25 protein-coding genes are annotated in these 25730 nt (G+C 60.7%); 18 read left to right on the top strand and 7 right to left on the bottom strand.

Going from position 1 to position 25730, the window contains the following annotated elements:
- Positions 1-120: 120 nt before the first annotated feature.
- Together RTP54_RS23635 and RTP54_RS23630 are read left to right on the top strand one after the other, a co-directional pair.
- Positions 121-375 (top strand): type II toxin-antitoxin system Phd/YefM family antitoxin, encoded by a 255-nt coding sequence (locus tag RTP54_RS23635; protein ID WP_112818568.1) that lies wholly within the window; start codon positions 121-123, stop codon positions 373-375.
- Positions 372-794 carry a type II toxin-antitoxin system VapC family toxin gene (locus RTP54_RS23630; RefSeq protein ID WP_312366015.1) on the top strand — a complete coding sequence of 141 codons (423 nt, stop codon included), beginning with the start codon at positions 372-374 and terminating at the stop codon, positions 792-794. The genes RTP54_RS23635 and RTP54_RS23630 overlap by 4 nt, the downstream gene beginning before the upstream one ends.
- 21 nt (positions 795-815) lie before the next feature.
- Here the strand turns inward: RTP54_RS23630 and RTP54_RS23625 are convergent, their stop codons facing one another.
- Genes RTP54_RS23625 through traA form a run of 4 tightly spaced genes read right to left on the bottom strand, consistent with a single transcriptional unit; the run spans position 816 to position 6474 of the window.
- Complete coding sequence (locus RTP54_RS23625) at positions 816-1439, bottom strand: conjugal transfer protein TraH (RefSeq protein WP_312366014.1); 624 nt, start codon at positions 1437-1439, stop codon at positions 816-818.
- A gap of 13 nt (positions 1440-1452) precedes the next feature.
- Positions 1453-2616 carry a conjugal transfer protein TraB gene (locus RTP54_RS23620; RefSeq protein ID WP_312366013.1) on the bottom strand — a complete coding sequence of 388 codons (1164 nt, stop codon included), beginning with the start codon at positions 2614-2616 and terminating at the stop codon, positions 1453-1455.
- Positions 2606-3172 (bottom strand): conjugative transfer signal peptidase TraF, encoded by a 567-nt coding sequence (gene traF / locus RTP54_RS23615; protein ID WP_112818572.1) that lies wholly within the window; start codon positions 3170-3172, stop codon positions 2606-2608. Before traF ends, RTP54_RS23620 begins: the two co-directional genes overlap by 11 nt.
- Complete coding sequence (gene traA / locus RTP54_RS23610; RefSeq protein WP_312366012.1) at positions 3169-6474, bottom strand: Ti-type conjugative transfer relaxase TraA; 3306 nt, start codon at positions 6472-6474, stop codon at positions 3169-3171. Before traA ends, traF begins: the two co-directional genes overlap by 4 nt.
- A 248-nt stretch (positions 6475-6722) precedes the next feature.
- On the opposite strand from traA, the gene traC reads away from it, so the two are divergent.
- From traC to RTP54_RS23590, 4 genes are read left to right on the top strand one after another with little or no spacing between them, the layout of a single operon-like run.
- Positions 6723-6989, top strand: coding sequence for a conjugal transfer protein TraC (gene traC, locus RTP54_RS23605; RefSeq protein ID WP_312366011.1), 267 nt, complete (start codon positions 6723-6725; stop codon positions 6987-6989).
- Between the two features lie 4 nt (positions 6990-6993).
- A complete protein-coding gene (gene traD, locus RTP54_RS23600) occupies positions 6994-7209 on the top strand; it encodes a type IV conjugative transfer system coupling protein TraD (RefSeq protein WP_312366010.1) in 216 nt (71 codons plus the stop codon).
- Positions 7196-9109 (top strand): Ti-type conjugative transfer system protein TraG, encoded by a 1914-nt coding sequence (traG, locus tag RTP54_RS23595; RefSeq protein ID WP_312366009.1) that lies wholly within the window; start codon positions 7196-7198, stop codon positions 9107-9109. Before traD ends, traG begins: the two co-directional genes overlap by 14 nt.
- 60 nt (positions 9110-9169) lie before the next feature.
- A complete protein-coding gene (locus RTP54_RS23590; RefSeq protein WP_312366008.1) occupies positions 9170-9457 on the top strand; it encodes a WGR domain-containing protein in 288 nt (95 codons plus the stop codon).
- Between the two features lie 327 nt (positions 9458-9784).
- On the opposite strand, the gene RTP54_RS23585 is transcribed toward RTP54_RS23590, so the two are convergent.
- Together RTP54_RS23585 and RTP54_RS23580 are read right to left on the bottom strand one after the other, a co-directional pair.
- Positions 9785-10096, bottom strand: a complete 312-nt coding sequence (locus RTP54_RS23585; protein WP_312366007.1) for a DUF736 domain-containing protein — start codon at positions 10094-10096, stop codon at positions 9785-9787.
- 420 nt (positions 10097-10516) lie between these two features.
- Entirely contained in the window at positions 10517-11488 is a 972-nt protein-coding gene (locus tag RTP54_RS23580) for a LysR family transcriptional regulator (RefSeq protein ID WP_312366006.1), read from the bottom strand.
- 324 nt (positions 11489-11812) lie between these two features.
- On the opposite strand from RTP54_RS23580, the gene RTP54_RS23575 reads away from it, so the two are divergent.
- The 12 genes from RTP54_RS23575 to RTP54_RS23520 all read left to right on the top strand — a co-directional run bounded on the left by RTP54_RS23575 (position 11813) and on the right by RTP54_RS23520 (position 24927).
- The gene (locus tag RTP54_RS23575) at positions 11813-13231 is read left to right on the top strand and encodes an ABC transporter substrate-binding protein (RefSeq protein WP_312366005.1); all 1419 of its coding nucleotides are present in this window, start codon (positions 11813-11815) and stop codon (positions 13229-13231) included.
- A 41-nt stretch (positions 13232-13272) separates the two neighbouring features.
- The gene (locus tag RTP54_RS23570; protein WP_312366004.1) at positions 13273-13995 is read left to right on the top strand and encodes an aspartate/glutamate racemase family protein; all 723 of its coding nucleotides are present in this window, start codon (positions 13273-13275) and stop codon (positions 13993-13995) included.
- 27 nt (positions 13996-14022) lie between these two features.
- Entirely contained in the window at positions 14023-14910 is an 888-nt protein-coding gene (locus RTP54_RS23565) for an ABC transporter permease (RefSeq protein WP_312366003.1), read from the top strand.
- A gap of 4 nt (positions 14911-14914) precedes the next feature.
- Positions 14915-15862 carry an ABC transporter permease gene (locus RTP54_RS23560; RefSeq protein ID WP_312366002.1) on the top strand — a complete coding sequence of 316 codons (948 nt, stop codon included), beginning with the start codon at positions 14915-14917 and terminating at the stop codon, positions 15860-15862.
- An 11-nt stretch (positions 15863-15873) separates the two neighbouring features.
- A complete protein-coding gene (locus RTP54_RS23555; protein ID WP_312366001.1) occupies positions 15874-17394 on the top strand; it encodes an aldehyde dehydrogenase family protein in 1521 nt (506 codons plus the stop codon).
- Between the two features lie 23 nt (positions 17395-17417).
- On the top strand, positions 17418-18443 hold the full coding sequence (locus RTP54_RS23550) for a membrane dipeptidase (RefSeq protein WP_312366000.1): 1026 nt from the start codon (positions 17418-17420) through the stop codon (positions 18441-18443).
- A 66-nt stretch (positions 18444-18509) separates the two neighbouring features.
- On the top strand, positions 18510-19325 hold the full coding sequence (locus RTP54_RS23545) for an ABC transporter permease (protein ID WP_312365999.1): 816 nt from the start codon (positions 18510-18512) through the stop codon (positions 19323-19325).
- A gap of 10 nt (positions 19326-19335) precedes the next feature.
- A complete protein-coding gene (locus RTP54_RS23540) occupies positions 19336-20115 on the top strand; it encodes an ABC transporter ATP-binding protein (RefSeq protein WP_312365998.1) in 780 nt (259 codons plus the stop codon).
- Positions 20116-20137: 22 nt separating this feature from the next.
- The gene (locus tag RTP54_RS23535; RefSeq protein WP_312365997.1) at positions 20138-21112 is read left to right on the top strand and encodes an ABC transporter substrate-binding protein; all 975 of its coding nucleotides are present in this window, start codon (positions 20138-20140) and stop codon (positions 21110-21112) included.
- Between the two features lie 64 nt (positions 21113-21176).
- Positions 21177-22787, top strand: coding sequence for an NAD(P)/FAD-dependent oxidoreductase (locus tag RTP54_RS23530; protein ID WP_312365996.1), 1611 nt, complete (start codon positions 21177-21179; stop codon positions 22785-22787).
- On the top strand, positions 22784-23092 hold the full coding sequence (locus tag RTP54_RS23525; protein WP_312365995.1) for a muconolactone Delta-isomerase family protein: 309 nt from the start codon (positions 22784-22786) through the stop codon (positions 23090-23092). Before RTP54_RS23530 ends, RTP54_RS23525 begins: the two co-directional genes overlap by 4 nt.
- Positions 23093-23106: 14 nt before the next feature.
- The gene (locus tag RTP54_RS23520) at positions 23107-24927 is read left to right on the top strand and encodes an ABC transporter ATP-binding protein (protein ID WP_312365994.1); all 1821 of its coding nucleotides are present in this window, start codon (positions 23107-23109) and stop codon (positions 24925-24927) included.
- Between the two features lie 25 nt (positions 24928-24952).
- Here RTP54_RS23520 and RTP54_RS23515 read toward each other — a convergent pair whose 3' ends face one another.
- A complete protein-coding gene (locus tag RTP54_RS23515) occupies positions 24953-25294 on the bottom strand; it encodes a helix-turn-helix transcriptional regulator (protein WP_312365993.1) in 342 nt (113 codons plus the stop codon).
- Between the last annotated feature and the right edge of the window lie 436 nt (positions 25295-25730).

Here is a 25730-nt window from a genome sequence, read left to right as displayed (position 1 = left end):
TATCCCTATTAATTCAGCCGAGGGATAGTGTCCCTCGCTCGACAACCACCGAGCTGTGCAGGACTTGTTATGACGAACCGGAATGTTATATGTAGGTAAATACCTACAAAGAGGTGCGAGATGGGCGTTACTACCCTTTCCAGCCGAGAGCTCAATCACGACGTGAGCAGCGCCAAGAAGGCGGCAAAGAGCGGTCCCGTCATCATCACAGACCGCGGTAGGCCGTCACACGTTCTCATGACATATGATGAATTCGAACGCTTGAGCGGCAAGCACCGTAACCTTGTCGAGGCGCTCGCCATGCCCGGGCTTTCGTCAATCCACTTTGAGCCGCAGCGGGCCGAAATCATGCCTCGCGAAGTGGACTTGTCTTGAAGTATCTGCTCGATACCAACGTCGTTTCGGAGTTGCGCAAAATTGGTGACGGCAAAGCTGACGCAAATGTCGTGACCTGGATTGGCGCGCACGACGCACGCGAGTTATTTATATCAGTCATTACCATTCTGGAACTTGAGCGCGGTGTGCTTGGAGTACAGCGCCGTGATGCCACTCAGGGCGCCAGGCTGCGGTCCTGGCTCGACAGCCGCGTGCGTCCGGAATTCGCGGATCGCATCGTACCAATTGACGATACTATCGCGACTCGGTGCGCCCACCTGCATGTACCTGATCGGCGCAACGAGGCAGACGCTCTGATTGCCGCCACCGCTTTGGTCCGCGACATGACAGTCGTGACACGCAACACAAAGGATTTTGAAGGGACCGGCGTCGTACTGGTCGACCCGTGGCAAGTCTGATCTGTCCACCAGGCCATCAATCTATCTGACCGGCACGCTGGGCGTGGGCGACCCGATCCCTGATAGATCGATCCGCATATCGGCCGACGTGATATCACGCGGTTGGTCTTCGTCGCCCGATGGCATGGGGGGGTCGTCGATATTGGTTTTCCCATGCAGAAGAACGGCCTGTGGGCCAGCCAACCCGCCCGGATCCTCCGCCTGGAATACATCTTTCCCTTCAAACTCACCCGAAACCCACGCATAAATGCTGTCGGCCAGCACATAGGGTAGCGCTTCGCTGCTGGCGTTTCTGCCATACCAGGCGGCGACGACACGCATGACTTTTGCGAACATGGTCGTCCCCAGGCGAAGGTTGTCGCAGGCATCAAAGATGACAGGGCTCAAATCCATCCCACTCCTGTCGCCCAGGTGAGCTGGGTACGAAGTCACTCCAACACGCACGATCGCCCGTCCGACGTAGCGGCGGGTGATTGCGAGCGCTTCTTCGGGGGTCGCGGCCTTCTCCACCAGGATCATCTTGCCACCGACCTTGACCGTTACAGCCAGAGGATCACCGTTCCCAACCGCATGGACGAACTCCTGGACCACGTTTAAATCCAGGGACGGATCTGCGCATTTCTCGATAAGCGCCGCCTCAAGCAAGAAGGCCTCCAGATTATGTGTTGAAGGAAATCACGAGCGAAGTGCCAAAGAGACTGGCCCATGCTGTCACGTTTGCGCGCTGAACATCGACTATTGAACTGCCGGCGGTCCACCAGCCATTTCCAACAGCGACCACGACGTCGGCACCTGCGAGCAGGGAATGCAGAACCGGCCATACGAGCAACTGCTCGTAGCAGATCAACGGCGCAATTCGACGCCCGCCCACTTCAACCACCGGGTCGGCGAAGAAATGCGCGCGCGCCCCACCATGCTCGTCGACCAATGTCCCCCATGGGCGCCACATCGAAACAGGAACAGGCATTCGCGCCCGATAGAGAACTTTACTGTCGTCACCATCGACCAAGAGCAACACGTTGTCGTACCCACCGGGATCGAGCACCGCGGCGCCGGCGATGATCGTGACCCCGCGGCCGCGTAAATTTTCCGTCCACAACGAACCAAGCGTCGGCGTCCAAAGCCCCAAGGCACTCTCGGGCAAGACGATGAAACCTGAGCCTTGACTTGCAACCTCGTGAACCGTTGCGATCAAGTCACGCTGCCGCTTCAGAGTAGCGTCGCGACCAAGCGACGGGCCCATTTCAAAGTCGACTCCGCGCCATGTCGCAGGTAAGTGAGGGTCGGTCCAGATAGCGGCGGACCAGAGCCAAAAGCCTGTCAAGGCAACGGCGACAGCCGGCCCCATACGGGTTACGAGGCCCATGAGGCCGGCTGTCATGGCTGCCAATCCCCACCATTCCCAACCAGGGAACAAAACGCCTGAAGCGGTGAGCGGATGTGCCCATCCGGTGATCCCGAAGGGTGGCACCGCCATAAGGACCAGGGCCACGAGAAATCCGAACGGCCTTAAAGTCGAGCGCTTGCTCCAGACCGCCAGATGGACAAGGACGAAGCTCGACGACGCCGCGAGCCAAAAGATGAGGCCAGGCCAGACGTCGGTGGAATAGAATCGCTGGACCCCATGCGGCAACCCGCGCGAAGCCGTCAGAAAGTATGCGGCCGAGACGATCAATACCGCTATCCGGTTCGGCGCCTTCGACCAGATGATCGCGAACGCGCAAGACGCCGGCAACAGCATCGGATTTCCGCTCCAGCCGACCCATCCGGAAATGACAGCCGCGACGGCCAGAACGGCCGTCAGGGTGAGATCACGGCGCATAGGTCAACACCGCCTCGGCCAGGCCGAGAATTCCTTCCGCGGGAACCGGACCGAAGTATCGGGAGTCCCAGGATGCTGAAAAACTAGAGTGAAGGAACACGTGGCCAGCGGGAACGATCCCTCCCTTGAAAGACGAGAGCGGACGACCACGGCCATCGCTTTTCCGGTGATCGACGCGAGCAATTACGCGTCCGTCGATCTCAATGCTACCGCCGACTAAGACACGTTGTCCTTCAAGCGCGATCACCGTCTTTATCAGGGGGCCGTATCCGCCAGGGCAAAGGCCAGCTCGCAGATAACCGCGGATGCGCGCCTCGCGGAAGCGGAGCGTGTCGGGCGGGCAAACAAAGACGAGGTCACCGGTGGCGGCCGCGCCCGCCAGCGGACGGATGCGCCAAAGACCAAGCGATTGGCTCGGCGTCCAGTTGAAGCGATAGCCGCACGAGAAACCGCAAAAGAGAATGGCAAACGATGGTAGCAATCCGACCAACACCACCAGGTGGGGCCGTTGACGCCATTGGCGCGTTGTTCCGGAATGAGCGGATCCGCTTGTCATTTGAGCCTGAGTTCCTTGCCTTGTGATTGACGCTGCGTTTCGGACAGCTTGAGGCCAGCCGAGACACGATCGCGCGCAGAAAGCAGCTGGACAGTCCGCATCGTGTCCCACGCCAGGTGCACTTCAATCTTCTGCTGAGGGGTCATTCCGATCGTGACGGCCACGAAGACCTCACCATCCGGGGCCTTCGCAGCAATCTGCAGGAAGGTGCGCTCGCCAAACCTTTGGCTGACCGCCTCTGAAAATCGCTCGAGCTCCGTTCTGACTGATGGGTGGAGGGATGCCCCCCCAAGGCGCGCACAATCATCGCGCTCGAACTCTTCGCGCAATTGCTCGAGCGCCTTTCTGGCCACTGGTGAAAGAGCCGGGATCTCTACCGCCAACCTCGAACGAACAGCATTTTCTTCAGCCAAGCACCTTCGCTCAATCTCAGCGCGTACGCGCATGTAATCTGCGAGATTTCGGGCGAGCGCCGGCACATTGAGAAGCGCTGTGTCGCGATCATGCTTGTCGGACCGGCTCGCAAACATCCCGGTCCTGCCCTTGAGCGCGCCGAAGTGCTGTGGCTCGGCGGCAAGCTTTTGAAGGACGGTTGAGGCGAGCGACGCATCGTTCAGCATCGCATCGATCTTGACTGCGGCAAACGCGACCTCCGGCTGAGCGTAAACGAGGTGGAAGCGCATCGAGACGTCCTGCCAGATCCCTTTCAGGTTGAGGTCCGCGGTGAGCCTGTCGGCGACTGCTCGCTCGACGGATTTGGTAAAAACCGTGATCGCGGAAACCATGGGTCTTGCACCTTCCATTGCCGGGGTCGCGCGCTCAAGTTTGCCGCGCGCAAGCCCGATCGAGGACGCCAGATCGACCAATCGCGCACCCAGCGTCGCAAGTTTTTGCTTCTGCCCGACGATCCATTGAAGCCGGTCGCGCACAACCGTGCGGGCAACGCTCATGAGGTGCATTCCGCGTGCCTCTGCAAACCTCAGCGCCTGGCGATAGAGCGGTCGCGCTTGGTAATCCAGCGTCGTTTCCTTGGCGTCGCGGCGCGACAGGATCGGCACCAGGCCGCCCGACTGTGCGAAGGAACGACGACCATAATAGATTGCAAGGTCGTCGCGGTGGCGGGTCATCGCGACGTAGGTGAGATGGCGGTCCAATGACAGCGACGCGAGCACCTTCACCCGATCGACGGTCGCACCTTGCGACTTATGGATGGTCGTCGCATAGCCGTGGTCGACATTGTTGTAGAAGCGCTGTTCGACGGTAACGGCGCGTTGATATGTCCCTTCGCCAATGCTTGCGATGAAACGCCCGGGAACAGCTTCCATCACGCGCCCTAGCATGCCGTTCTTGACGCCGAGGATGCCATCGTTCTTCAGAAACACGATCTGGTCGCCGGCGGAAAAATAGCGGTTTCCGTCTGCGGTGCGGAACGCATCCCCTTCACCGACCACTCCACCTTCGACGAGCCTGGCGCGGGCTAGCTGATTGAGCAGGCGCACATCCCGCCGTAGGTGCGCGAGGATCAGGCTGGTCTTTGTCGGGTCATAACCCTTGTCCCAATCGGTGATGAGGCGCTCGACGGCCTCGGCTTTGAGTTCCGCACTCACTACTCTGCCATTGGCGCGATAGGCGTCGATCGCCTCACCGATCTTGCCGCGTGCCAGATCCAGCGAAGCGCTGCGCATCCAGGGCGCATGCTGTCGGTAGATGGTCTGAAGTTCAGCATAGCCGACCCGATCGACGATCGCGCGGAACGCAGCACCGGCTTCGATCGGTTGAAGCTGTTCGGGATCGCCAACGAGAACGAGTTTTGCGCCAGCCCTTGCAGCGGCTTCGACGAAGAACGCCATCTGTCTCGAAGAGACCATGCCGGCCTCGTCGAGGACGAACACTGTCTTTTCGTCGAGGCGATCGATGCCTTGCATCCAGCGACGCTCCCACGAGGAAAGCGTGCGCGAGGCGATGCCTGCCTCCTTCTCCAATCCCTCGGCCGCTTTGCCGGCAAGCGCCCCGCCGACAACGAGATACCCCGCCGCCTGCCAGGCCTCACGAGCGGCTTTCATCATCGTTGTCTTGCCAGCGCCTGCACGACCGACGACGGCGGCAAGGGTCGTACCCGCCGTCAGATGTTCAATGGCCGCCTGTTGCTCATCCGAAAGACCTCGATTTCGAGAAAAGGTCTTCTCCAGAAAAACGCTGGGGATACCGTGCGACGTTCTTCTCGCGAGCCAGAGCGCGCGGTTCACCATCTCCGCTTCGAGCCGGATGAGTTCCCGTGTCGTGTATCGTGCCGGGGTGTAGATCCCCGTTCCAAAGTCGATACCCTCTGCAGTCAGGCGCAATGCGCTCGGGTCTCGAAGCACGCGCAACATCAACGCGCCGAAGAGAGCGGCATCGTCGATGTAGCGATGAAGGATCTTTGCGACATCCCGCTCATCGAAGACGCTCTTTTCGCGTGTAATCATCTCCAGCACGATTTGTGGACGACGCTCGATGCGGCGCGCATTCTCCTGACGAAGAGCCTCCTGAAGTTCGAGACGTTCCAGAGAAGCCGAAATTTGGGATGCGGAGGACTTTCGCTCAATCGCCTTGGCGCCAACGCCCAGATGGATCGTCGGTGCGACAGAGATCCCCTGGCTCTCGTAGGAACGTCCATCGACGCGAATGTCTAGTCCGGCGAGCGCCAGATGCCTATTCTGGCATTCGAACCATCCGTCTCTAAGAGCATTGAAATCATCGACACCGCCCGCCCAGAGCTCGTAAACGATCTTGCCCATGTCGTTGCGCAACGGCCGGCCGTCAGGTGCAAGCAACGCCACCTTCTTGGCTCCGAACCCCTCGGCCGTCAGTGGACGAAGCGTCGTCATCAGGTGAGCATGCGGATTGCCGGGGGCGTCATGATAGACCCAATCGGCTACCATGCCTTTCGAAAGGATATGCCTCTCCAGGAATTCGCGCACCAGCGCGATGTTCTGCTTGGCGTCAAGTTCAACCGGCAAGGCAATCGTGACGTCCTTGGCAAGCTGGGCATCGCAGCGCCTTTCGAACTCTTCGACCCTGTTCCAGAACGCTTCCGACGCGCCAGAGACGGAGCGTTCCGCGATCATTGAGGATAGCCAGGCTGGCGCATCAGGTGGTAGCACGAACTCTTCATGGAGCAGCCCCTGCTTGGCGCGATAATCGACTGCGCGGCCCTCCCGTTCGAAGTCCATCTTCGCGCAGTGGCGATAGGCAGCCGACATGACGGCACTGCGACCCGCGCCACGGGCGACGATGCCGACGGAGAAATGCGGGACGGCCACGGCGATATCACTCCCGGATGACAACGAGATCTACGCACCCCTGGAAGGGGGCGGCCATGCCGGGAAAGCAAAACGAGACGTCGCGCCAGCGACGTATAATTGCGCCCTTTGATGCCGCTCCTTCGGAACGGCCGGGATAATCGTCGAAGGCGTTGGCCAAGCCAACGGACACTTTTGTCCCTAGATGGACAGGTCCATCTCCTGGAATCTCGTGCCGTTCGAAACAACGCCACGAAAGGACGACCCGAATGAAAAAACCTTCTTCGAGGATCCGCGAGGAGATCGCCAAGCTTCAGGAACAATTGAGGCAGGCCGAAACCCGTGAAGCCGAACGGATCGGCCGCATAGCATTGCGAGCGGGTCTAGGAGAGATCGAAGTCGATGAGCCCGACCTGCAGTCCGCCTTCGAAAAACTCGCGGCGCGGTTTCGGGAAGGGAGCAGAGCCGCAATCCAGGGGAGAACGGCTCCGCCGCACACGCCTCGCGCGCCTCAAGGCGGCGCTCAGGGGGCTTGAGCGGATGGCACGCGCGAGCACAAGCGACGCCCGGAGAAAGGACACTCGGGAGAAGATCGAACTCGGCGGCCTTATTGTCAAAGCGGGCTTGCGCTACCAGCCGCGCGCGCTTCTCCTTGGCGCCTTGATCGACATTGGCCAGCGTCTCAAGGTCGATGATGGCGAGCGCAGCCGGCTGGAGACAATCGGCGCGGAGGCCTTTCGCAATGGGCGTGAGTAGGATCGTGCTTGCAGTCTCGCCACTTGCCTTGATGGCCCTTACCCTTGTCGCAACACAAGGCGCCGGTGACTGGCTGTCGTCCTTCGCGGGACGAGAAGCACGAAGTCTTGCATTGATGCGGGCAGGCGTCGCAATCCCTTCTGTTTCGGCCGCGGTCGTTGGCGTAATTTTCCTTTTTGCCACTGCTGGATCCGCCAACATCCGCTCTGCGGGATGGGGCGCTTTCGGCGGAGGGCTGACAGCCGCCACTGTCATCTTCATCGACGGCTTTGCCAATACGAGCAACACTCGGCCCCTGCAATTCGCCAAGCTGGACTTCGAACCGGCAGCACTCGTCGGGGCCGCGACGGCGCTACTATCATCGGCCTTCGCATTGCGGGTCGCTATCATCGGAAATTCCGCCTTTCCCAAATCCTCGCCGAAACGTATTCGGGGCAAGCGCGCAATCTACGGTGAAGCCGAATGGATGAAGCTTTCCTCCGCGAAAACGCTCTTTCCAGAAGTGGCGGGCATCGTGATCGGGGAGGGCTACCGCGTCGATGAAGACGACGTCGCCGCCATTCCCTTTCGAGCAGACCAGCCCAAGACTTGGGGCGCTGCCGGCAGATCGCCACTCCTATGTTTTGACGGCTCCTTCGGTTCGTCGCATGGCATCGTCTTTGCTGGGTCAGGCGGGTTCAAGACGACCTCGGTAACAGTACCGACTGCGCTGAAGTGGGGAAGCACCCTCGTCGTTCTCGACCCCTCCAATGAAGTGGCCCCGATGGTGATCGACCATCGAAAAGCTGCCGGCCGGGACGTTCGCATCCTCGATCCAAGGAAACCCGATGCAGGCTTCAATGCCCTGGACTGGATCGGCCGCTACGGCAGAAGCAAGGAGGAGGATATCGCCGCGGTTGCCTCCTGGATCATGAGCGACAACGGCCGCGCGATCGGGGTACGTGACGATTTCTTCAGGGCGTCCGGACTGCAATTGCTGACCGCCCTTATTGCGGATGTCTGCCTCTCTGGCCACACGCGAACGGAAGACCAAACGCTCAGACGAGTCCGTATGAACCTCGCAGAGCCGGAGCCGAAGCTGCGCGAGCGCCTGCAGGCCATTCACGCCAACTCGGGCTCGGACTTCGTGAGGGAAAATGTCGCCGCATTCGTTAACATGACGCCGGAGACTTTTTCGGGCGTCTACGCCAACGCGGTCAAGGAGACCCATTGGCTCTCCTATGAGAACTACGCAGGTCTGGTGTCATCGAAGAGTTTTTCGACCGAACAGCTCCTGACCGGATCGCTTGATGTCTTCATCAACATCGACCTGAAGACGCTGGAAACACATTCGGGCCTTGCTCGTGTCATCATCGGATCCTTCGTGAACGCGATATACAATCGCAATCGCGCAGGCGACGACCTGGCCCTTTTTCTGCTCGATGAGGTTGCCCGCCTCGGTTACCTGCGCATCCTTGAGACGGCACGCGACACGGGCCGCAAGTACGGGATATCGCTCACGCTGATCTTTCAGTCGATCGGCCAGATGCGCGAGACTTTCGGCGGCCGCGACGCGACCAGCAAGTGGTTCGAAAGTGCCAGCTGGGTCTCCTTTGCTGCCATCAACGATCCCGAGACGGCCGAATATGTCTCAAGGCGCTGCGGCACGACGACCGTCGAAGTCGATCAGGTCAGCCGAAGCTTTCAGGCACGAGGATCGTCGCGCACCCGCTCAACCCAACTTGCTGCCCGGCCACTCGTCCAACCGGACGAAGTGCTGCGCATGCGCGCCGATGAGCAAATCGTTTTCACGGCCGGAAACGCGCCCCTTAGATGTGGGCGCGCAATATGGTTCAGACGAAACGACATGCGAGGCTGCGTGAGAGGTAACAGGTTTCATGCTCCCGAGGAGCCCACCTGAACTCTCCAGCAACCCATCACAAACATGAATCGATCAAGCGGGATCGATTCAAAACTCTCGTTGGACGAGATTCCGGGCATCGGCGATGCTCATTCGATGCTTAGTCAGCCCTACCATCTCTATGTCGAGCGAACCGACACGACCAGAAACATGGCGCGGTTCTATGCGCTCTCGATCGACCAGACGCTTTTTGGAGAACCCTGCCTCACGAGGCGCTGGGGCCGGATCGGTCGCAAAGGTCAATCGATGGTCCATCATTTCGAACATGAGGCACAGGCGGTCGCGTTTTTTCTCGACGTGCTCAAGAAGAAGCGCGTTCGAGGATATCGACCAGCAGTGCGATCTTAACTGAGGTGACCTCGTATGCGAGCGTAGATGAACCACGGGAGCCGAAAGGCAGACATGGTCGAAGTAGCCAACCCCAGATGCCGGCACACTCGTGCAGGTGGCTCGGGCCTGTTACGACCGGCGCGCCCGGCGACAATGCCCGCAAGCTCGGCGTACACGAACGATATCTTCCGCGAGTTCGCGTCACTCTTCTAAGGCAACTGCATTCCGGAGTGGAGCAGACCCTCCCTCTCGTGTGGCACCAGAAAGCCCCAAACAGGCTCGATGCCTGCCCGCGGCTTCTTCACAGAAACAAAGGCCCCGCCTTGCGGCGGGGCCACTTGCTGCTCAGTCTCGGTTCGGGCGGGACCAGATCAGCTGGTAGCCGCCTTCGCCTTCGACCTCCGCGAGCGTGGCGTAGATCGGCGCCGGAAAGCTCGGATCGTCGAGCTTGACCGAGAGATAGTCGCGACCGCTCTGCTCGGAGCTTTTCTGCCAGGCCGCGCCCAGTTCGACGGCGCCGGCGTAGATGCGGAAGTGCGGGCCTTTTTCAGAAGGGCTGTCGATACGGGCGATGCGGGCTTTGACGTTGAGGGCGAGGGTGCGGATCGAGCCAATAAAGCCGTTCTCGGAGGAGGTGAAAGTGCCGATGGTCGCCATTGTCGTATTCCCTTTGCTGTTTCGGGCTGCACCATTGCGGCCTCGATGGCTGTCGCAAGCGTCGGTGACAATCGGACCGCACCTGAAGGTGCCGCAACAAAGTGAAGGGCGGCGTGGAAGAGCTTTCTTGTCGTCGCTTGGAATGGCACCCAGCAGGGGTGTGGGCCAGGGGATGAAAGCTCTGAAAACGCCGTTGCGGGAACACGAGCGAGGCGAAGCCGTTCTCCGATCAGACATGCCCCATCGAGCCGGCGAATGGTGTCTCGCCTGTCAAGACGAAGGGGCGCGACATGTTGGCCGTTAACGTGTGAACACCTAATGTCGAGTGGCATCAGCCCTAGGTCTGCTCAAACACGTGGTTATGAGCCCCCAAGTGTCAAACCACATGCGGCCAGCCCATCGTCGCACAATTCGTCCCGGCTAAAACGTGCTGATCCTCGGGTGCCCTTTTGCGATCGCTCCAAGCTCCACTTCTACCGCTTTGACAAGAGCGCTAACCATCGGAGGGACTGCTCTTCCAAGCCTGCTGACGATGTAGACGCTGCGCCATGCCACCGGCTCGGTCAGACCGAGAAAGGCGATGCGATTGTCGGGAATGAACTCCGCCGCCAGTGCCGGCGCCGTCGTAATGCCAAGTCCGTTTTCAATGAGCGCCCATAACGTAGGGTAGGTCGATACCTCGTATTTGGGCACCCGAATGGATTCTGGCAGGTGCTCCATCTGGGAGAGGATCGGGCCCGTGGCGGTGTCGAGCGTCAATCCGACGAAATTGTGGTTCGCAAGATCGGCCCAGCGCAGCACCCCGCCCTTGGCGCGTTCATGCAACGGGTGGGTATGGCGAAGGAAGAGACCGAGCTGGTCCTTGAACAGGGGTTTGAACACGAGTTCGGCTTCCGCGCCGTCCATGCTCGCAAAGCCGATATCGACCTCGTTGCGCCGCACAAGCCGGCGCACGTCGTTGGAATTGCCCTCGCGTAGCTGGACGCGCAGCCCGGGGCGGGTGGCAAGGAAACCCTCCAGAATACGCGGCATGATCTTGGTAGCGATCGAACTCACGACGCCGACCCTTATGCAGCTGTTTCGGCTTGAGGCGGTCAGTCTGATGTTGCGAATGGCCAGATCAAAGTCATCGACGACGCGTTCGGCGACCGCGAAGAGATCGGTTCCTTCCTGCGTCAGGAGGATGTTGCGCGTGGTTCTGTCGAAAAGCGTCCCGCCGACAATATCCTCCAATTGCTGGATCGTCATGGTCAGGGAGGGCTGCGAAAGATGCAGTTCGGTGGCGGCCCGTGTGAAACTGCGATGTTTCGCGACACTCAGAAACGCCCGCAAATGGCGGATTGTCGCGCTGAAGGACGGTGCAGGCAATGCCTGGTTGTGGGGGGGCGCCATCGGCTGTCTCCTAACCTCAAAGTATAGGCAATACTGATCAATCCTAGAAGTTTTTCAATTTGATTTATCGAACTGCGACGCATTTAATCAGTGTCACGGGTCGCAGCCACTCATCCTTGCTGCAGAAAAAGCCCAGCCAATAAGGGGAACAGGATGTTGAATATGTTGAAGAAACGCCAGCTGGCGACCGCATTCGCATGCCTTGTCACCAGCTCTGCCCTGGTCGTTCCGGTCGAAGCCCTTGCTCAGACGGTCGTTATCGGTTCTGAAGGGGCGATACCGCCTCTCGACCCGCAGCGCATGACCGGTACGCAGGGTTTGCGGGTGATCGATGCCATCTACGATCCGCTCGTGCGGGAGGATCTTTCTGAAGTCACCGATACCGCTCCGGCATTGAAGGCAAGCCTTGCCGAACAGTGGACGGTCAGCGACGACGGTCTGGTTTACCGCTTTACGCTTCGCTCCGGCGTCAAGTTTCACGACGGAACCGACCTCGATGCCAGCGCCGTGCAGGCCAATTTCGCTCGGATCATGGACAAGGCTTCCGACGCCTACGATGAGCGCGCCGCCGGCAACATGACCTTCCTGACGCGCTGGATCGAAAAAACCACCGCAGTCGATGCCGTAACGTTCGAAATAAAGTTGAAGGAACCCTTCGCCGGCCTCCTCCGGCTCCTCAGCGATCGGCGCTCCGGCATCATCAGCCCAGCCAGCATCGCGGCCCATAAGGGGGACGGGGTCGGTTTGAACCCAGTTGGAACCGGCCCCTTCACGCTCAAGGCGTTTGAGCAGGGCCAACAGCTCGAACTCAAACGCAACGACGCTTACTGGGGCGGTGCCGCCGGTGTCGGAAGTCTCATCTTCCGGCCGGTTACGGATCCGACAGCAATGGCAATCGCCATGCAGACCGGACAGGTGGACATTATTCCGAGCGCCAGTTCCCAGCAGATCGCCCAGCTTTCCGTCGATCCGAGCCTGCAGATCCAATACCCGGAGCCTGCGAACCAGTATTTCGTGCGGCTGAATACCAAGGCGCAATACACGGACAACAAGCTCTTCCGTCAGGCGCTGAACTATGCCGTCAACCGGGACAATCTGGCGGCCCTGCTCAATGGACAGGTCACGCCCCTCGGCGGTCCCGTCCCCTCGGGCAACGAACTTCCGGGCAATTCCGGGACGTCCTATACCTATGATCCTGTAAAGGCGAAGGAACTGCTGGCCCAGGCCGGTTTTTCAACCGGCGTCACCATAAAGCTCCTGGCGCCGAACAGCGGCCCTGGCTTCGGACAGGCGTCCGAGATCATCACGCTTTTGCAACAGGATCTGGGCGAAGTCGGCATCAATCTGGAGCCGCAATTCCTGGAGTTCGCCACCCTCGTGTCGACCGAGGGGCCCGGTTACAAGGACGACGTACAGGGGTCTTTCAACGGCTGGACCACCGGCGCCGACAGCGCCTACTGGCTGGAACGCATGTTCGCCGGCGATCAACAGCCTCCGCGTGGCGTCAATCGCGGCTGGTACTCGAACCCGGCGGCCGATCAGGTCTTTGCGCAAGCGCGCGGCGAGAGCGACGAGACGAAACGTCTCGACCTCTACCGGCAGGCCGCGGAGCGCCTCGCGGACGATAGCCCCTGGATCTTTCTTTATCAGGATCGCCTGCCAAGGGTGCTGAGCGCCCGCGTCAGCGGGATCTCACCGGCACGGTCGGTCTTTATCGATTACCCCCGCATTCAGGTCAAATAACCTGCTGTTTTTATTGACATTTGAAAGAGGAGAATTCGCAGATGATGTTAGGTTGGCGTGCACGTATCGGACAGATGAGGCCGGCGACGGCGATTGAGGGGGCCGAGGAGTGGCGTTCGGTTGCGCCCGTCGGTGTCGCGTTTGCCGATGCTCGGACCATCGTGCCGCGGGTCGACGACGAAGGCCTGAAAGTGATGATGTCCCAGGTGCTCGAGGCATCGCGCCAATTGGCGACCGCCAGGGTGGATCTCATCGTGCAGTGCGGCGCCCCCGGCACGTTCCTGCGGGGCGTTGGTCACGACGAACAGGTTTGCGCCGAGATCGAAGCAGAGACCGGCATTCCCGCGATCACGATGATGGCTGCCCAGATGGACGCCTTGAAGGCGCTCGGCGCCACCTCCGTTGCGGTCGCCACGATCTATTCCGACGAAGTCAACGAGAAGATGGGCGCCTTCATGGAGGCCAAGGGCTTCAAGATCGCGTCCATGGTCGGCCTGCAGATAACCGATCCGTTCGATGCAAGCGTTCATGATGCCGACAGCGCCTACAAGCTCGGCAAGCAGGCCTTCAAGGCTGCCGGCACATGCGACGCCATCCTGATTTCCTGCGGCACCTATCGAACGTTCCCGATCCTTCCGTATCTGGAAATGGACACTGGCGCTGCCGTCGTCTCGAGCAACCAGGCCACGCTTTGGCGCGCGCTTCGCGCCGTTGGCCTGAAGGATCAAATCCCGAACCTCGGCAAGCTCTGGCACGCCGCCTGACCGTGAGACCCGCGACGGAAGAGAACGATGACGATCATGATCGAACAGACGACTGTCAGCCCGACGCGCAGATGGCAAGCCGCGCTGCGCAGCGTCCGCAGCAATCCATCGCTGGCGATCGGCTTCGGCATCTTGGCCGCCATCGTTCTCGCCGCGATCTTCGCCGACTGGATATCGCCCTTCGACCCTCTGCGGGCCAATCCGCTGGAACGCTACAAGGGCGTGTTTTCGGGCTGGAACATCCTTGGCACGGATGAGCTCGGGCGCGATATTCTGAGCCGCCTCATCCATGGTACGCGTTATGCACTTCTCGTCGCGATCGTGCCGACCGTCGTCGCTCTTGTCATCGGCGGTCTTCTTGGCATGGTGTCGGGTTATGTCGGGGGATACCTCGACACGGCAATCATGCGCGTCTTCGACGTCATGTTCGCTTTCCCGGGCATCCTTCTGGCGCTCGGCATCAGTGCCGCGCTCGGACCGGGCCTGTCGTCGATGATCATCGCGATGGTTGTCGTTACCGTTCCCGCCTTCGGCCGCATCATTCGCGGTGCAGTGCTGCAGGTGAAGGAAGAGGTATTCATCGAGGCTTCCCATGCCCTGGGATTTCGGGGCAGGCGCATCGCGTTTCGGCACATCCTGCCCAACATTCTCGGCCCGGCCATCGTCTACGGCACGCTGCAGACCGGGCGGAACGTCATCCTGTCGTCGAGCCTGAGTTTTCTCGGGCTCGGGCCTCAGCCGCCGACACCGGAATGGGGGCAGATGCTTTCCAGCGGGCGTACTGCACTTGCGACGGCAGCCCATGTGGCAACCATTCCGGGGCTCGCCATCGTCATCCTCGCAGTCGCCTTCAATCTCATCGGCGATGGTGCCCGCGACTACCTCGATCCACGTTTCAACAAGCAGCGGGACTAAGACGATGATCGTATTCGCCATCAGACGCGCGCTGCAGATCGTCCCGGTCATCATCGGGGTGACGATCGCAACCTTCCTGCTCGCCAAGATCATTCCCGGCGATCCGGCCGACATGCTGCTCGGTGCGACTGCCTCGGAAGAAGCAAAGGAAGCGTTGCGTTCGGGCATGGGGCTGCATGAGGCAGCCCACGTCCAATACCTCATCTATGTCGGAAATCTGCTGCAGGGCGATCTCGGTCAGTCATTCACCTTCGCGCAGCCCGTCACCACCGTCATCGTCGAACGCCTTGGCAACACGGCCATTCTCGCCATTGCCGCAATCATCTTGGCCGCCTTCATCGGTGTCGCGGCGGGGACCTGGGCCGCTTTGAAGCCGGGTTCTTTCCGCGACCAGTCGCTGTCGGTCGTCGTCCTGTTCTTCAATTCGATGCCGTCCTTCTGGCTGGGCCTCGTGTTGATCATGATCTTCGGCCTCAACCTGCGCCTTCTGCCGGTCAGCGGCATGCAGAGTGTGGGCGGCGGCGACGGTGTACTCGGTCTGGCCGCCCATATGATCCTGCCCTCCATTACGCTTGCCGCGTGGTCGTTGGCGACGATCGCCCGCATGACCCGTTCTTCCCTGCTTGAAGTGATTAACAGCGACTACATCCGCACGGCCCGTGCCAAGGGCATGCGTGAATCCCGCGTTGTGTTGTGTCATGCGCTGCCCAATGCAATGCCGCAGATCATCACGGTGATCGGCATGCAGATGGGTTTCCTTTTGAGTGGCGCGGTTCTCACCGAGACGATCTTCTCTTGGCCGGGGATCGGTCTCGCCATGTACCAGGCGATCTCTACCCGCGACATACCTTTGATCCAGGGCGGAATCCTGATCCTGGCGATCGCCTTCGTGCTGATCAACTTCGCTGTCGACGTTCTCTACACCTGCTTCAATCCGAAGCTCAAACTGTAACGGGGCCGACGATGCATTCTCACGCACTAAAAACGGAACCGGTTTCGAACATGCCTACATCCGCCAATCAAGACGCCTTCACATCCTATATTGCAGGTGCGGCTATCGCGCCCACTGGCCGGGAAATTCGGCTTCACGACCCCTCGACTGGCGCTGTATGGGCAACGGCTTTCGTGTCTGACGAGGCAGTGGATCTTGCGACTGCCAGCGCCGCCAATGCCTTCGTGTCGGAGCCCTGGGCATCGATGACCGGTTACGAGCGCGCCGTTCTCCTTCGCAAGCTGGGTGCCTTGATCGCTGCCAACGCCGATCGGCTCGGTGCGTTGGAGAGCCTTGCCAACGGCAAGAGCCATGCCGCAACGTCCGCCGAGATGAAGGCGACCGCCGCCTGGTACGACTACTATGCGAGCGCCCTCGACACCCAAGACGATATACTGCGTACCGTATCGCGCACGGCCGATGCCCGTATCGTGCGGGAACCGGTCGGCGTCGTTGTCGCCATAACACCGTTCAACGGTGCGCTTTCTCTCGGCACCTGGAAACTGGCGCCGGCACTCGCCATGGGCAATGCGGTCATCCTCAAGCCGCCGGCCGAAGCCCCGGGATCCAGTATTGCGCTGGCTGAACTGGCGATCGAAGCGGGCTTTCCGGTCGGCATCGTCAATGTTGTCATCGGCGATGCCATCGCCAGCGAGGCGCTTGCCACCCATCGTGACGTCCAGATGGTGAGTTTTACCGGCAGTACCGCGACAGCCAAGGTTCTGGGTGCGAAGGTCGCCGCCAGCATGAAGCGTTTCGTCTGCGAAGCGGGCGGCAAGTCGGCGCACATCGTCTTTGCCGATGGCGACATCGATGGTGCCGTGATCGCAGCGACCCAAGGCGCCTTCTCCGGCAGTGGCCAGACCTGCGTCGCCGGGTCGCGCATACTCGTGCAGTCGGAAATCTACGACACCTTCGTGGAGCGATACATTGCTTCCGTCGGCCGTATCCGGCTCGGTCATCCCTCGTCGCCCAGAGCGCATATCGGACCGGTCGCAAACAAGCGCCAGTACCAACGCATCAACAATTTCGTCAGTGAGGCAATAGAGGCGGGAGCACGTGTGGCTTCCGGCGGACAAAGACCCGATCTCGGGCCGGAGCTGGCCGAGGGCTACTGGGTCCAGCCGACGGTTGTGCTTGACGTCTCAAGCGACATGCGGATCTGCCGGGAAGAGATCTTCGGTCCGGTGGTCACCGTTCAGCGCTTCGAAAGCGAAGACGAGGCGATCTCCATGGCTAACGGCGTCGAATACGGACTGGCTGCCGGGTTCTGGACACGCGACATCGACCGTGTCCGCCGCGTCTCGCGCCGGCTGCAGGCGGGTACCGTCTGGGTGAACACCTACCGGGCGATCAATCTGCGCGTGCCCTTCGGCGGCTACAAACAGTCTGGCATCGGCCGTGAGAACGGTGTCGAGGCCATGGAGGAATTCTCCCAGATCAAGGCAATCGTCGTGGAACATGGCCCGGCGGCGGACCCCTTCGCAAACTGAAATAGGAACGGAAAGGAAACCCGATGACAATGTCGGCAAAGAAGCCCCTGGTGATCGACGCACTACAGTACAATAAGCCGGAGCGCGCACGCTTCGAGGAGTGGAAGCGGGGAGGCATCGGCTGCGTGCATGTGACCCTGTCGATCTGGGAGAACGCGCGCGAAACATTGACCGTCATCGGTGAATGGAACCGGCTGCTGGAGAAGAATGCCGACTTGATCGCGCTTGCCACGACCGGAGCGGACATCGAGCGCATCGCCGCCTCCGGCCGCACGGCCGTCGTCTACGGTTTCCAGGATACGTCGCCGTTTGAGGACGACATCGAACTGGTCGAAATCTTCCATCAGCTTGGTGTTCGTGTCGCGCAACTCACCTACAACGTTCAAAACCGTGTTGCATCCGGTTGCTGGGAACCGGATGAGGCCGGTGTCTCCAAGTTCTTCGGTCGCAACGTCATTGCGGAAATGAACCGCGTCGGCATGGTCGTGGACGTCTCGCATTGCACGGAGCGCACCTGCTTCGATGCGATCGAATATTCCTCGCGCCCGATCGCGGTCACCCACGCCAATCCGCAGGAGTTCGTGGGTACCGATATCGAGCTCAACCGCCGCAACAAGTCGACGGCGTTGATCAAGCGCCTGGCCGAGACTGGTGGCGTTATCGGCCTCAGCAACTACCCGAAGATCATGAAGAACGGATCGGACTGCACGCTCGATACCTTCCTCGATATGGTTTCATGGACGGTGGATCTGGTTGGGGCTGACCATGTCGGCCTCGGTACGGACTTTTACGATGGCTGGCCAGAAAGCCAGATCAAGTGGTGGCGCGCGGGCCGTTGGGCGCGAGAGAGCGCAATCCCGATCAAGGGCTTCTCCAAGTGGCCGTCCTGGTTCCAGTCACCGGTCGACTTCTCGAACATCCTTGAGGGTCTCGATCAACGCGGCTTCTCCAATGACGAAATCGCCAAGATCGCCGGCGGAAACTGGCTTGAGTTTTTCCGCGAAGGCTTCGTTCCAGCCGCTTCAGTGAGAACGGCTGACGCGGCCTGAAAAATCCGGTGATGGCGGCAGCCCGCGATATAGTCCGCCATCACCAAACGAGAACCGGAGAGCAAGATGAGCCAAACCGATTTAACAATGCAGCAGAGCGGAGGCATGGGATTTCCCGTCAGGATTTCCCGCATCGTCTACCCCATCCTCTCGCTGATCGTGATCATTGCGCTCTGGCAATTCGTCGTCTCTGTGTTGAAACCGGCCCCCTATCTCCTGCCATCGCCCGGAGCGGTCGCCACCACTCTGGTCTCACAGTTTCCGCTGTTGATCTATCATTCGGGCATTACCGCGCTCGAGACCGTCATCGCCTTCTTTTTCAGCATCGCCATTGCGCTGCCGCTGGCTGTGATGATCGCCCGGTTCCGATGGTTCGAGGATGCCGTCTATCCGCTTCTCGTGACCAGCCAGGCGGTTCCGAAGGTCGCGCTTGCGCCTCTCATTCTCGTCTGGCTGGGCTTCGGCCTGCACACCAACATTGTCGTCGGCGTGCTGATGGCGTTCTTCCCCGTCGTCATCAGCGGGGTGGTCGGCCTCAAGAGCGTGCCGCAGGACATGGTCTTCCTGGGCAGGACCATGGGGCTTTCTTCAGCGCAGATGTTTCGCAAGATCTACTTGCCGCACGCACTGCCCAGCCTGTTTGGCGGCTTGAAGGTCTGCGTGACGCTTGCCGTGGTCGGGGCCGTCGTTGGTGAGTTCGTAGGTTCAGATCGCGGCCTCGGCTACCTGATCCTGCTTTCCAGCGGGCAGCTGCAGACCGCCCTGATGTTCGCCGCTCTCATCCTGCTGGTGCTGATCGGCGTGGTCAGCTTCGCCATCGTCCAGATGGTCGAGGCGCGCGTCATGCCCTGGCATCGCTCACAGCGCAACGAAGGACATTGAGGAGCACGACATGGGCAAATCCATCACCATTGACAGGGTCTCAAGGTCTTATGCAGGACTGGAGGCTCTGGTGCCGACCTCTCTCGACATCGAGCCGGGCGAGTTTCTCTCAATCGTCGGGCCGAGCGGCTGCGGCAAGAGCACGTTGCTGCGTATCATCGCCGGGCTGGATTTTCCGACCTCTGGGACACTCCTTGTGGGTGGTCAGCGTGTCGCCAAGGCAGAAACCGACCTCGGCTATGTCTTTCAATCGCCGGTCTTGCTGGACTGGCGCACTGTCATCGGTAACGTGATGCTCCAGGCCGAAGCCCGCGGGCTACCGGACGGCGAATATCGCGCCAAGGCGGGTGATCTGCTTGCGGCTGCCGGTCTTGCGGGCTTCGAGAATGCCTATCCCCATCAGCTTTCGGGCGGCATGAGCCAGCGCGTCAGCGTTTGCCGGGCTCTCGTGCACGATCCCTCGCTTCTCCTGATGGACGAGCCGTTTGGCGCGCTCGATGCGCTGACCCGCGACCAGATGATGGTAGACCTGCAGTCGCTCTGGCTGCGGTCCCGGCCTACGGTAGTCTTCGTCACCCACAGCATTCAGGAGGCGGTGTTTCTGTCAGACCGGATCGTGGTGATGGCACCGCGCCCCGGCCGCGTCGAGGCGGTTCTCGATGTCCCTCTGCCGCGCCGCCGTCGGCTTTCCGTCCGCGGCACGCCGGAGTTCAACGCGATCGTCGACCAGATCCTCATTCATTTCGAACGTATGGGCGTCATTCGTGATGATGCCGAAGACGCGGCCTGACATCAGCAAAAAGGAACCGGACATGAGATACTTCAAGCATGCAGGCGGTGCTCTTCTCGCCTTCGCATTGATGAGCACGACGGCTCTGGCAGCCGACAGCATCCGCCTGCGCCTCGACTGGAGCTGGTGGGCCGGACAGACCCCGATGATCCTCGCCAAGGAAAAGGGCTTTTATGACGAGGTCGACCTGGATGTCGACATCGTCCAGGGGCAGGGATCGAAGACGACGACCATGGTGGTCGGCGAAAACGCCGATCCGATCGGTCATGCCAACCTCTCGACTGTCGCCCAGTCTATATCTGCCGGCGTGCCGATTACCGCGGTTGCCGGCTGGTGGCAGCAGGGACCTATCTCGCTGATCTGCACCGACCCGTCCATCAAGACTCCGGCCGACGTGAAGGGCAAGCGGATCGGCTCGACGCCGACCGGCTCCGATGGCCAGATCTTGCCCGCGTTCCTCAAAGCCAACGGACTGGAACTGACCGACATAACGCTTGTGAACATGCCGGGTGACGCCAAGTTCGCAGGCATTGCCTCCGGCCAGCTCGATTGCATCAGCGGAGACGACTACTTCTACGTCCCGCAGTTGAAAGCGCAGGGCAAGGAGGTTTCGGTCCTGAAATATGCGGACTGGGGCGTCACCAATCTCGGCTTCGGCATCGTCGTCAACAACGACTACCTGGCGCAGAACCCTGACATCGTGAAGCGTTTCCTCGCCGCCACCAGAAAGGGCATGGAATACACCTTCGCCCACAAGGATGAGGCTGTCGGAATTTTCCTCAAGGTGTCCGGCAACACCCAGCCGGCCGAGTTTCATCGCGGCGTCCTTGATGCCTATGAGGCATCGCTCCACACCAAGCGCAGCGAGGGCAGGCCGCTCGGCTGGATGGCGGAGGAGGACTGGGAATCGATGAACGAAACGCTCGCACAGTTCGGCACGATGATCGGCAAGAAGGACGCAACGGCCTACTTCTCAAACGAGCAGCTTCCCCAGTAGCGCCACCTCGGCGTCAACCCGCCGGCATGCCGCCGGCTGCCTTTGCAAACCAGATGGAAACCGAATGTCTGACATCGTCGATAGATCGACTGGCGCATACGACGCCATCGTCGTGGGGGGAGGGCACAATGGTCTCGTTGCCACCGCCTATCTCGCCAAGGCCGGATTGCGCCCACTGTTGATCGAGGCGCGGCCAACGCTTGGCGGCCCCTGCGGAACCTTCGAGTTCCTTCCCGGTTACCGCTGCGCCTTTACCAATTCGCCCGGCAGTTTCGAGCCGCGTTTCATCGCGGAGCTGCAGCTCGAACATTTCGGTCTGAAGTTCATCCGCACTGACCCGACGGTCGTCCACCCATTCCCGCGGGGCGCTTTCGTCGGGTGGCGCGACCGGGAACGGCTGGCGCAGCAGCTCAATGCGTATGCTTCCGGCGAGGCCAAACGCTACTTTGGCCTGCTATCCGATCTGGAAGAGCTGGGGCGGCATCTGGGGACATCGATGTTCACTCCCTCGCCTGATCTGGTGCGGGCGGCCCGCGACGTGCCCGAACGGCTTGCAGGACTATTCGACCGGGTGATGTGCGGCAGTCTGCGCCAGTTGCTCGATGAGCGGCTGAAATCCGAGGAGGCAAAGGCCCTGCTTGGAATGCTGGCGCTTAATGCGACCTTGACGCCGCCTTCTGCTCCCGGTTCGGCCGTGGGCCTGATGATGCGTCCGATCTCGCTGGCTTCCTATGCGGCGCTCGATGATGACGATCCGCGACGGGCGGCGCTGCGCGGTTCTACCGGCCTGCCGGTCGGGGGCATGGGCGCAATCATCGACGCGCTCGAAGCATGCTGCGTGGCACATGGTGCGACGATCCTCAAGGACGCCCCGATCGACAGGATCCTGCATGCATCGGGCAGGGCCCGGGGCGTCGTGACCGTCAAGGGTGACGAGTTCCTGGCCCCAATCGTGTTATCGGCCATGAACCCGAAGACCCTTTTCGGTCAGATGCTCGACGACGAGGCGGTGGGTGCCGATGTCAGGCGCGAAATCGCCGCCGTTCCGATGCGTGGCTCGGCATTCAAATTGGTCCTGGCGCTCGACGGGATGCCCCAATATTCCGGCCTGCCGGCTGATGTCGATCCCGCACACGCAGGACAGGTCCAGTTCCGCATCGCGCCGTCTCTCGACTACATCGAGCGGGCCATAGCGGACGGCCTGGCCGGCAGACTGGCGCAGCGGCCGATCATGTGGGGCCTGATGCCGTCGGCCACGTCTTCGGGCATGGCGCCATCGGGTCGACATCTCCTTAGCGTCAACGCCTGGCATGCGCCTTACACGCTCGCCGAAGGCAGCTGGCCCGAGGCGGGCGAACGCTTCGCCAACATCTGCATCGACGAGCTTACGCATTACATGCCGGACTTGCGCGAGCGGCTGGTCGGCTTGCGCTATTTCAACCCCGTCGAGATCGAAAGCGAATTGGGTCTCGTCCAGTCGAACATCACGCACGGCGACATGCTGCCGAATGCGCTTTTCGGCGCACGCCCGCATCGCAAGGCGCACGATTACCGCACGCCACTCGCCGGACTGTATCTGTCGGGCGGCGGCACCTGGCCGGGCGGCTATGTCACCGGCATCCCCGGCTACAACGCCGCAAACACCATCATCAAGGATCTGGAGTTCAAACAATGAGGGAAAATGCAATGGAATTTCTGGTCAACATCAAGCTTCGCTGGTCCGACGACATGGATCCCGACCTGAAGGCGAAAGTGATCCATGACGAACGCGCCCATGCGGCGGAGTTGATCAAGGAGGGGCACTTGGTCCGCATGTGGCGCGTCCCTTGCCGCTTTGAGAATTGGGGCCTCTGGCGCGCCGCCGATGCGACGCAGTTGCACGAGATCATTACAAGCCTGCCGGCCAACCCCTGGATGTACGATATCGACGTGCTTCCTCTGGCAAAGCACCCGGTAGACCCGATCAGCACCGCCGCGTGAGAAGGAAAAGCGAGATGGACACATCTGCCGCTCAGCCTCCCGTCCTGGCTGTCAGCAATCTGACGACCTCTTTCAGACTGGGTGACCAATGGAAACCGGTTGTCCGCAACCTGTCGTTCTCGGTCGCCCCACGCGAGACCGTGGCGATCGTCGGGGAATCGGGATCCGGCAAGAGCGTGACATCCTTGTCGATCATGCAACTGCTGCCGCAATATTCGAGCCGGATAGAAGGCAAGGTGTGTCTTGGCGGCCGTGATCTGCTCACGCTCGACGGCGAGGAAATGCGCAAGGTTCGCGGCAACGAAATCTCGATGGTTTTCCAGGAGCCGATGACCTCGCTCAACCCGATCTACCCGATTGGCAGGCAGATCGCGGAGGCCATCACCTGCCACCGCCACATCTCCAGGGCCGAGGCGAGGGCGGAGGTGATCAGGCTTCTGGACAAAGTGCGTATTCCGAACGCCAAGGGCCGGTTCGGCGAGTATCCACACCAGTTTTCCGGTGGCATGCGCCAGCGTGTGATGATCGCCATGGCGCTCGCTTCCAGGCCCAAACTCCTGATCGCGGACGAGCCGACGACAGCGCTCGATGTGACGATCCAGGGCCAGATCCTCGATCTGATCAAGGCGCTTCAGGAAGAGGAGGGGATGGCGGTTCTTTTCATAACTCACGATATGGGCGTCGTGGCGGAAGTCGCCGACCGCACGATCGTCATGTTCCGCGGCGATGCGGTGGAAACGGGCGCCACCGACGATATCTTCAAACGCGGCAAGCATCCCTATACACGGGCACTGCTGTCGGCGGTTCCCAGGCTTGGATCCATGGCGGGACGCGAGCGGCCCATGCGTTTCCCGGACATCGATATCGTCACCGGTCAAACGACCCAGGAAGAAGGCGAAGCGGTACTGCCCGCGGCGGGTCAACGCCCTGTCCTCGAGGTTAGGAACCTGACCACACGCTTCGACATTCGTTCCGGACTGCTAGGCCGCAAAAGCGGTGCCGTGCATGCGGTCGAGAATGTGACCTTCGACCTCAAACCGGGTGAGACCTTGTCGCTTGTGGGTGAATCGGGCTGCGGCAAGTCGACGACCGGACGTTCGATCACCCGGCTGGTCGAACCGACGGGTGGAACGATCCTCCTTGATGGCAAGGATGTGATGGGCCTTCGGCGCGAGCAGTTGCGCAGAATGCGGCGCACGGTGCAGATGGTCTTCCAGGACCCCTTCGCCAGTCTTGACCCTCGGATGACAATAGGGCTGGCGGTGATGGAGCCGTTCATCGAGCACGGTCTCGGGACCGAGCTGCAAGCACGCGACAAGGCCGCGAACCTTTTGACCCGAGTCGGGCTCAGTCCAGACCTCATGCGACGCTATCCTCACGAGTTTTCCGGTGGTCAACGGCAGCGTATCGCCATCGCGCGGTCGCTCATGCTCGATCCGAAGGTAATCGTGGCCGACGAGGCGGTCTCGGCGCTTGACGTATCGATCAAGGCACAGGTCTGCAACCTGCTCCTCGATCTCCAGCAAAGCTTCAATCTTGCTTATCTCTTCATCAGCCATGATATGGCCGTTGTGGAACGGGTGAGCCATCGGGTGGCTGTCATGTATCTTGGCGAGATCGTCGAAATCGGCCCGCGCCAGGCTGTGTTTGAAAACCCTCAGCACTCCTACACGCGCAAACTGATGTCAGCAGTCCCTGTGCCGGATCCGGCACGGCGCAACATCAAGCGGCCCATCACGACCGACGAGCTCAGAAGCCCGGTGCAATCCGTCGACTACGTACCGGCCAAGCGGCAATACCGGCAGGTGACGCCCGGACACCTCGTCCAGATGTGACTTAGGAAATGTGGTCGCATGAGGCTTACCTCGCACCCGCGATCTCGGTACAAATGTCTTCCAGTCTCCGCTGTGCAACGAGCAGCTGCTCATCAATGACGTTCTGTGGTCGCCGTTCAAGGATATGGGACTTCACCGATGGGCCGATGACCTCCATGGGATGCACACCAAGCGCTTCGCACATCAGAATGAGCACAGGCACCGTTATCTGATGCCTGCCGTCTTCGTACCGCTGGATGTCCTGCGTGGTGATGCCAAGTGCGGCGGCCAGTTTCGCTGCGGAGCATCTTCGCTCGAGCCGCACATCACGTAAACGCTTGCTCAGCTCTGCGCAGAGTGAGGTTGCGCCGTCAACTTGTCTTGCCATGGGCACTTCACCTCGCGCGGTTATGTGGCCTGCCTCAGCGTGTGATCTGGTGGCCCTTTGAGCAATTTGGCCATTCGCGGTAGGCGTATGAAGCCGGAGTATCGAGAGGGGTAGAGTGGCTAACCGCCTGCGCGAATGATGCCATGCCGACACTGTTGGGGACCTTTTCTCAACCTTCCTGCACGTAGCCGCAGCCGAGTCGGTTTCGATCCGCAGGTGCAGGTCCTGCGGTCGATCTCATCGCGCGAATGCGCGCGCAGCTCGCCCGCTAGGGTGCGGGCAGTGTACAACGCAGGTGTTCTGGAGCCCGACGTGGCGCTGGCCGTGGCATACATTCTCGATCTGAGGGAAAATAACCTGTGGTTACACCGGCTTTTTCTAGCAGGTTCTGTCCTTGGTCTCGTCGGCGCCGTTTTCGGGGCCGCCGGTTTACAGC

This window comes from Ensifer sp., from assembly GCF_031989085.1.
Taxonomy (GTDB): domain Bacteria; phylum Pseudomonadota; class Alphaproteobacteria; order Rhizobiales; family Rhizobiaceae; genus Ensifer.
Note: the sequence above shows the minus strand (reverse complement) of the source record. Positions and strands in the feature narration are given on the sequence as shown.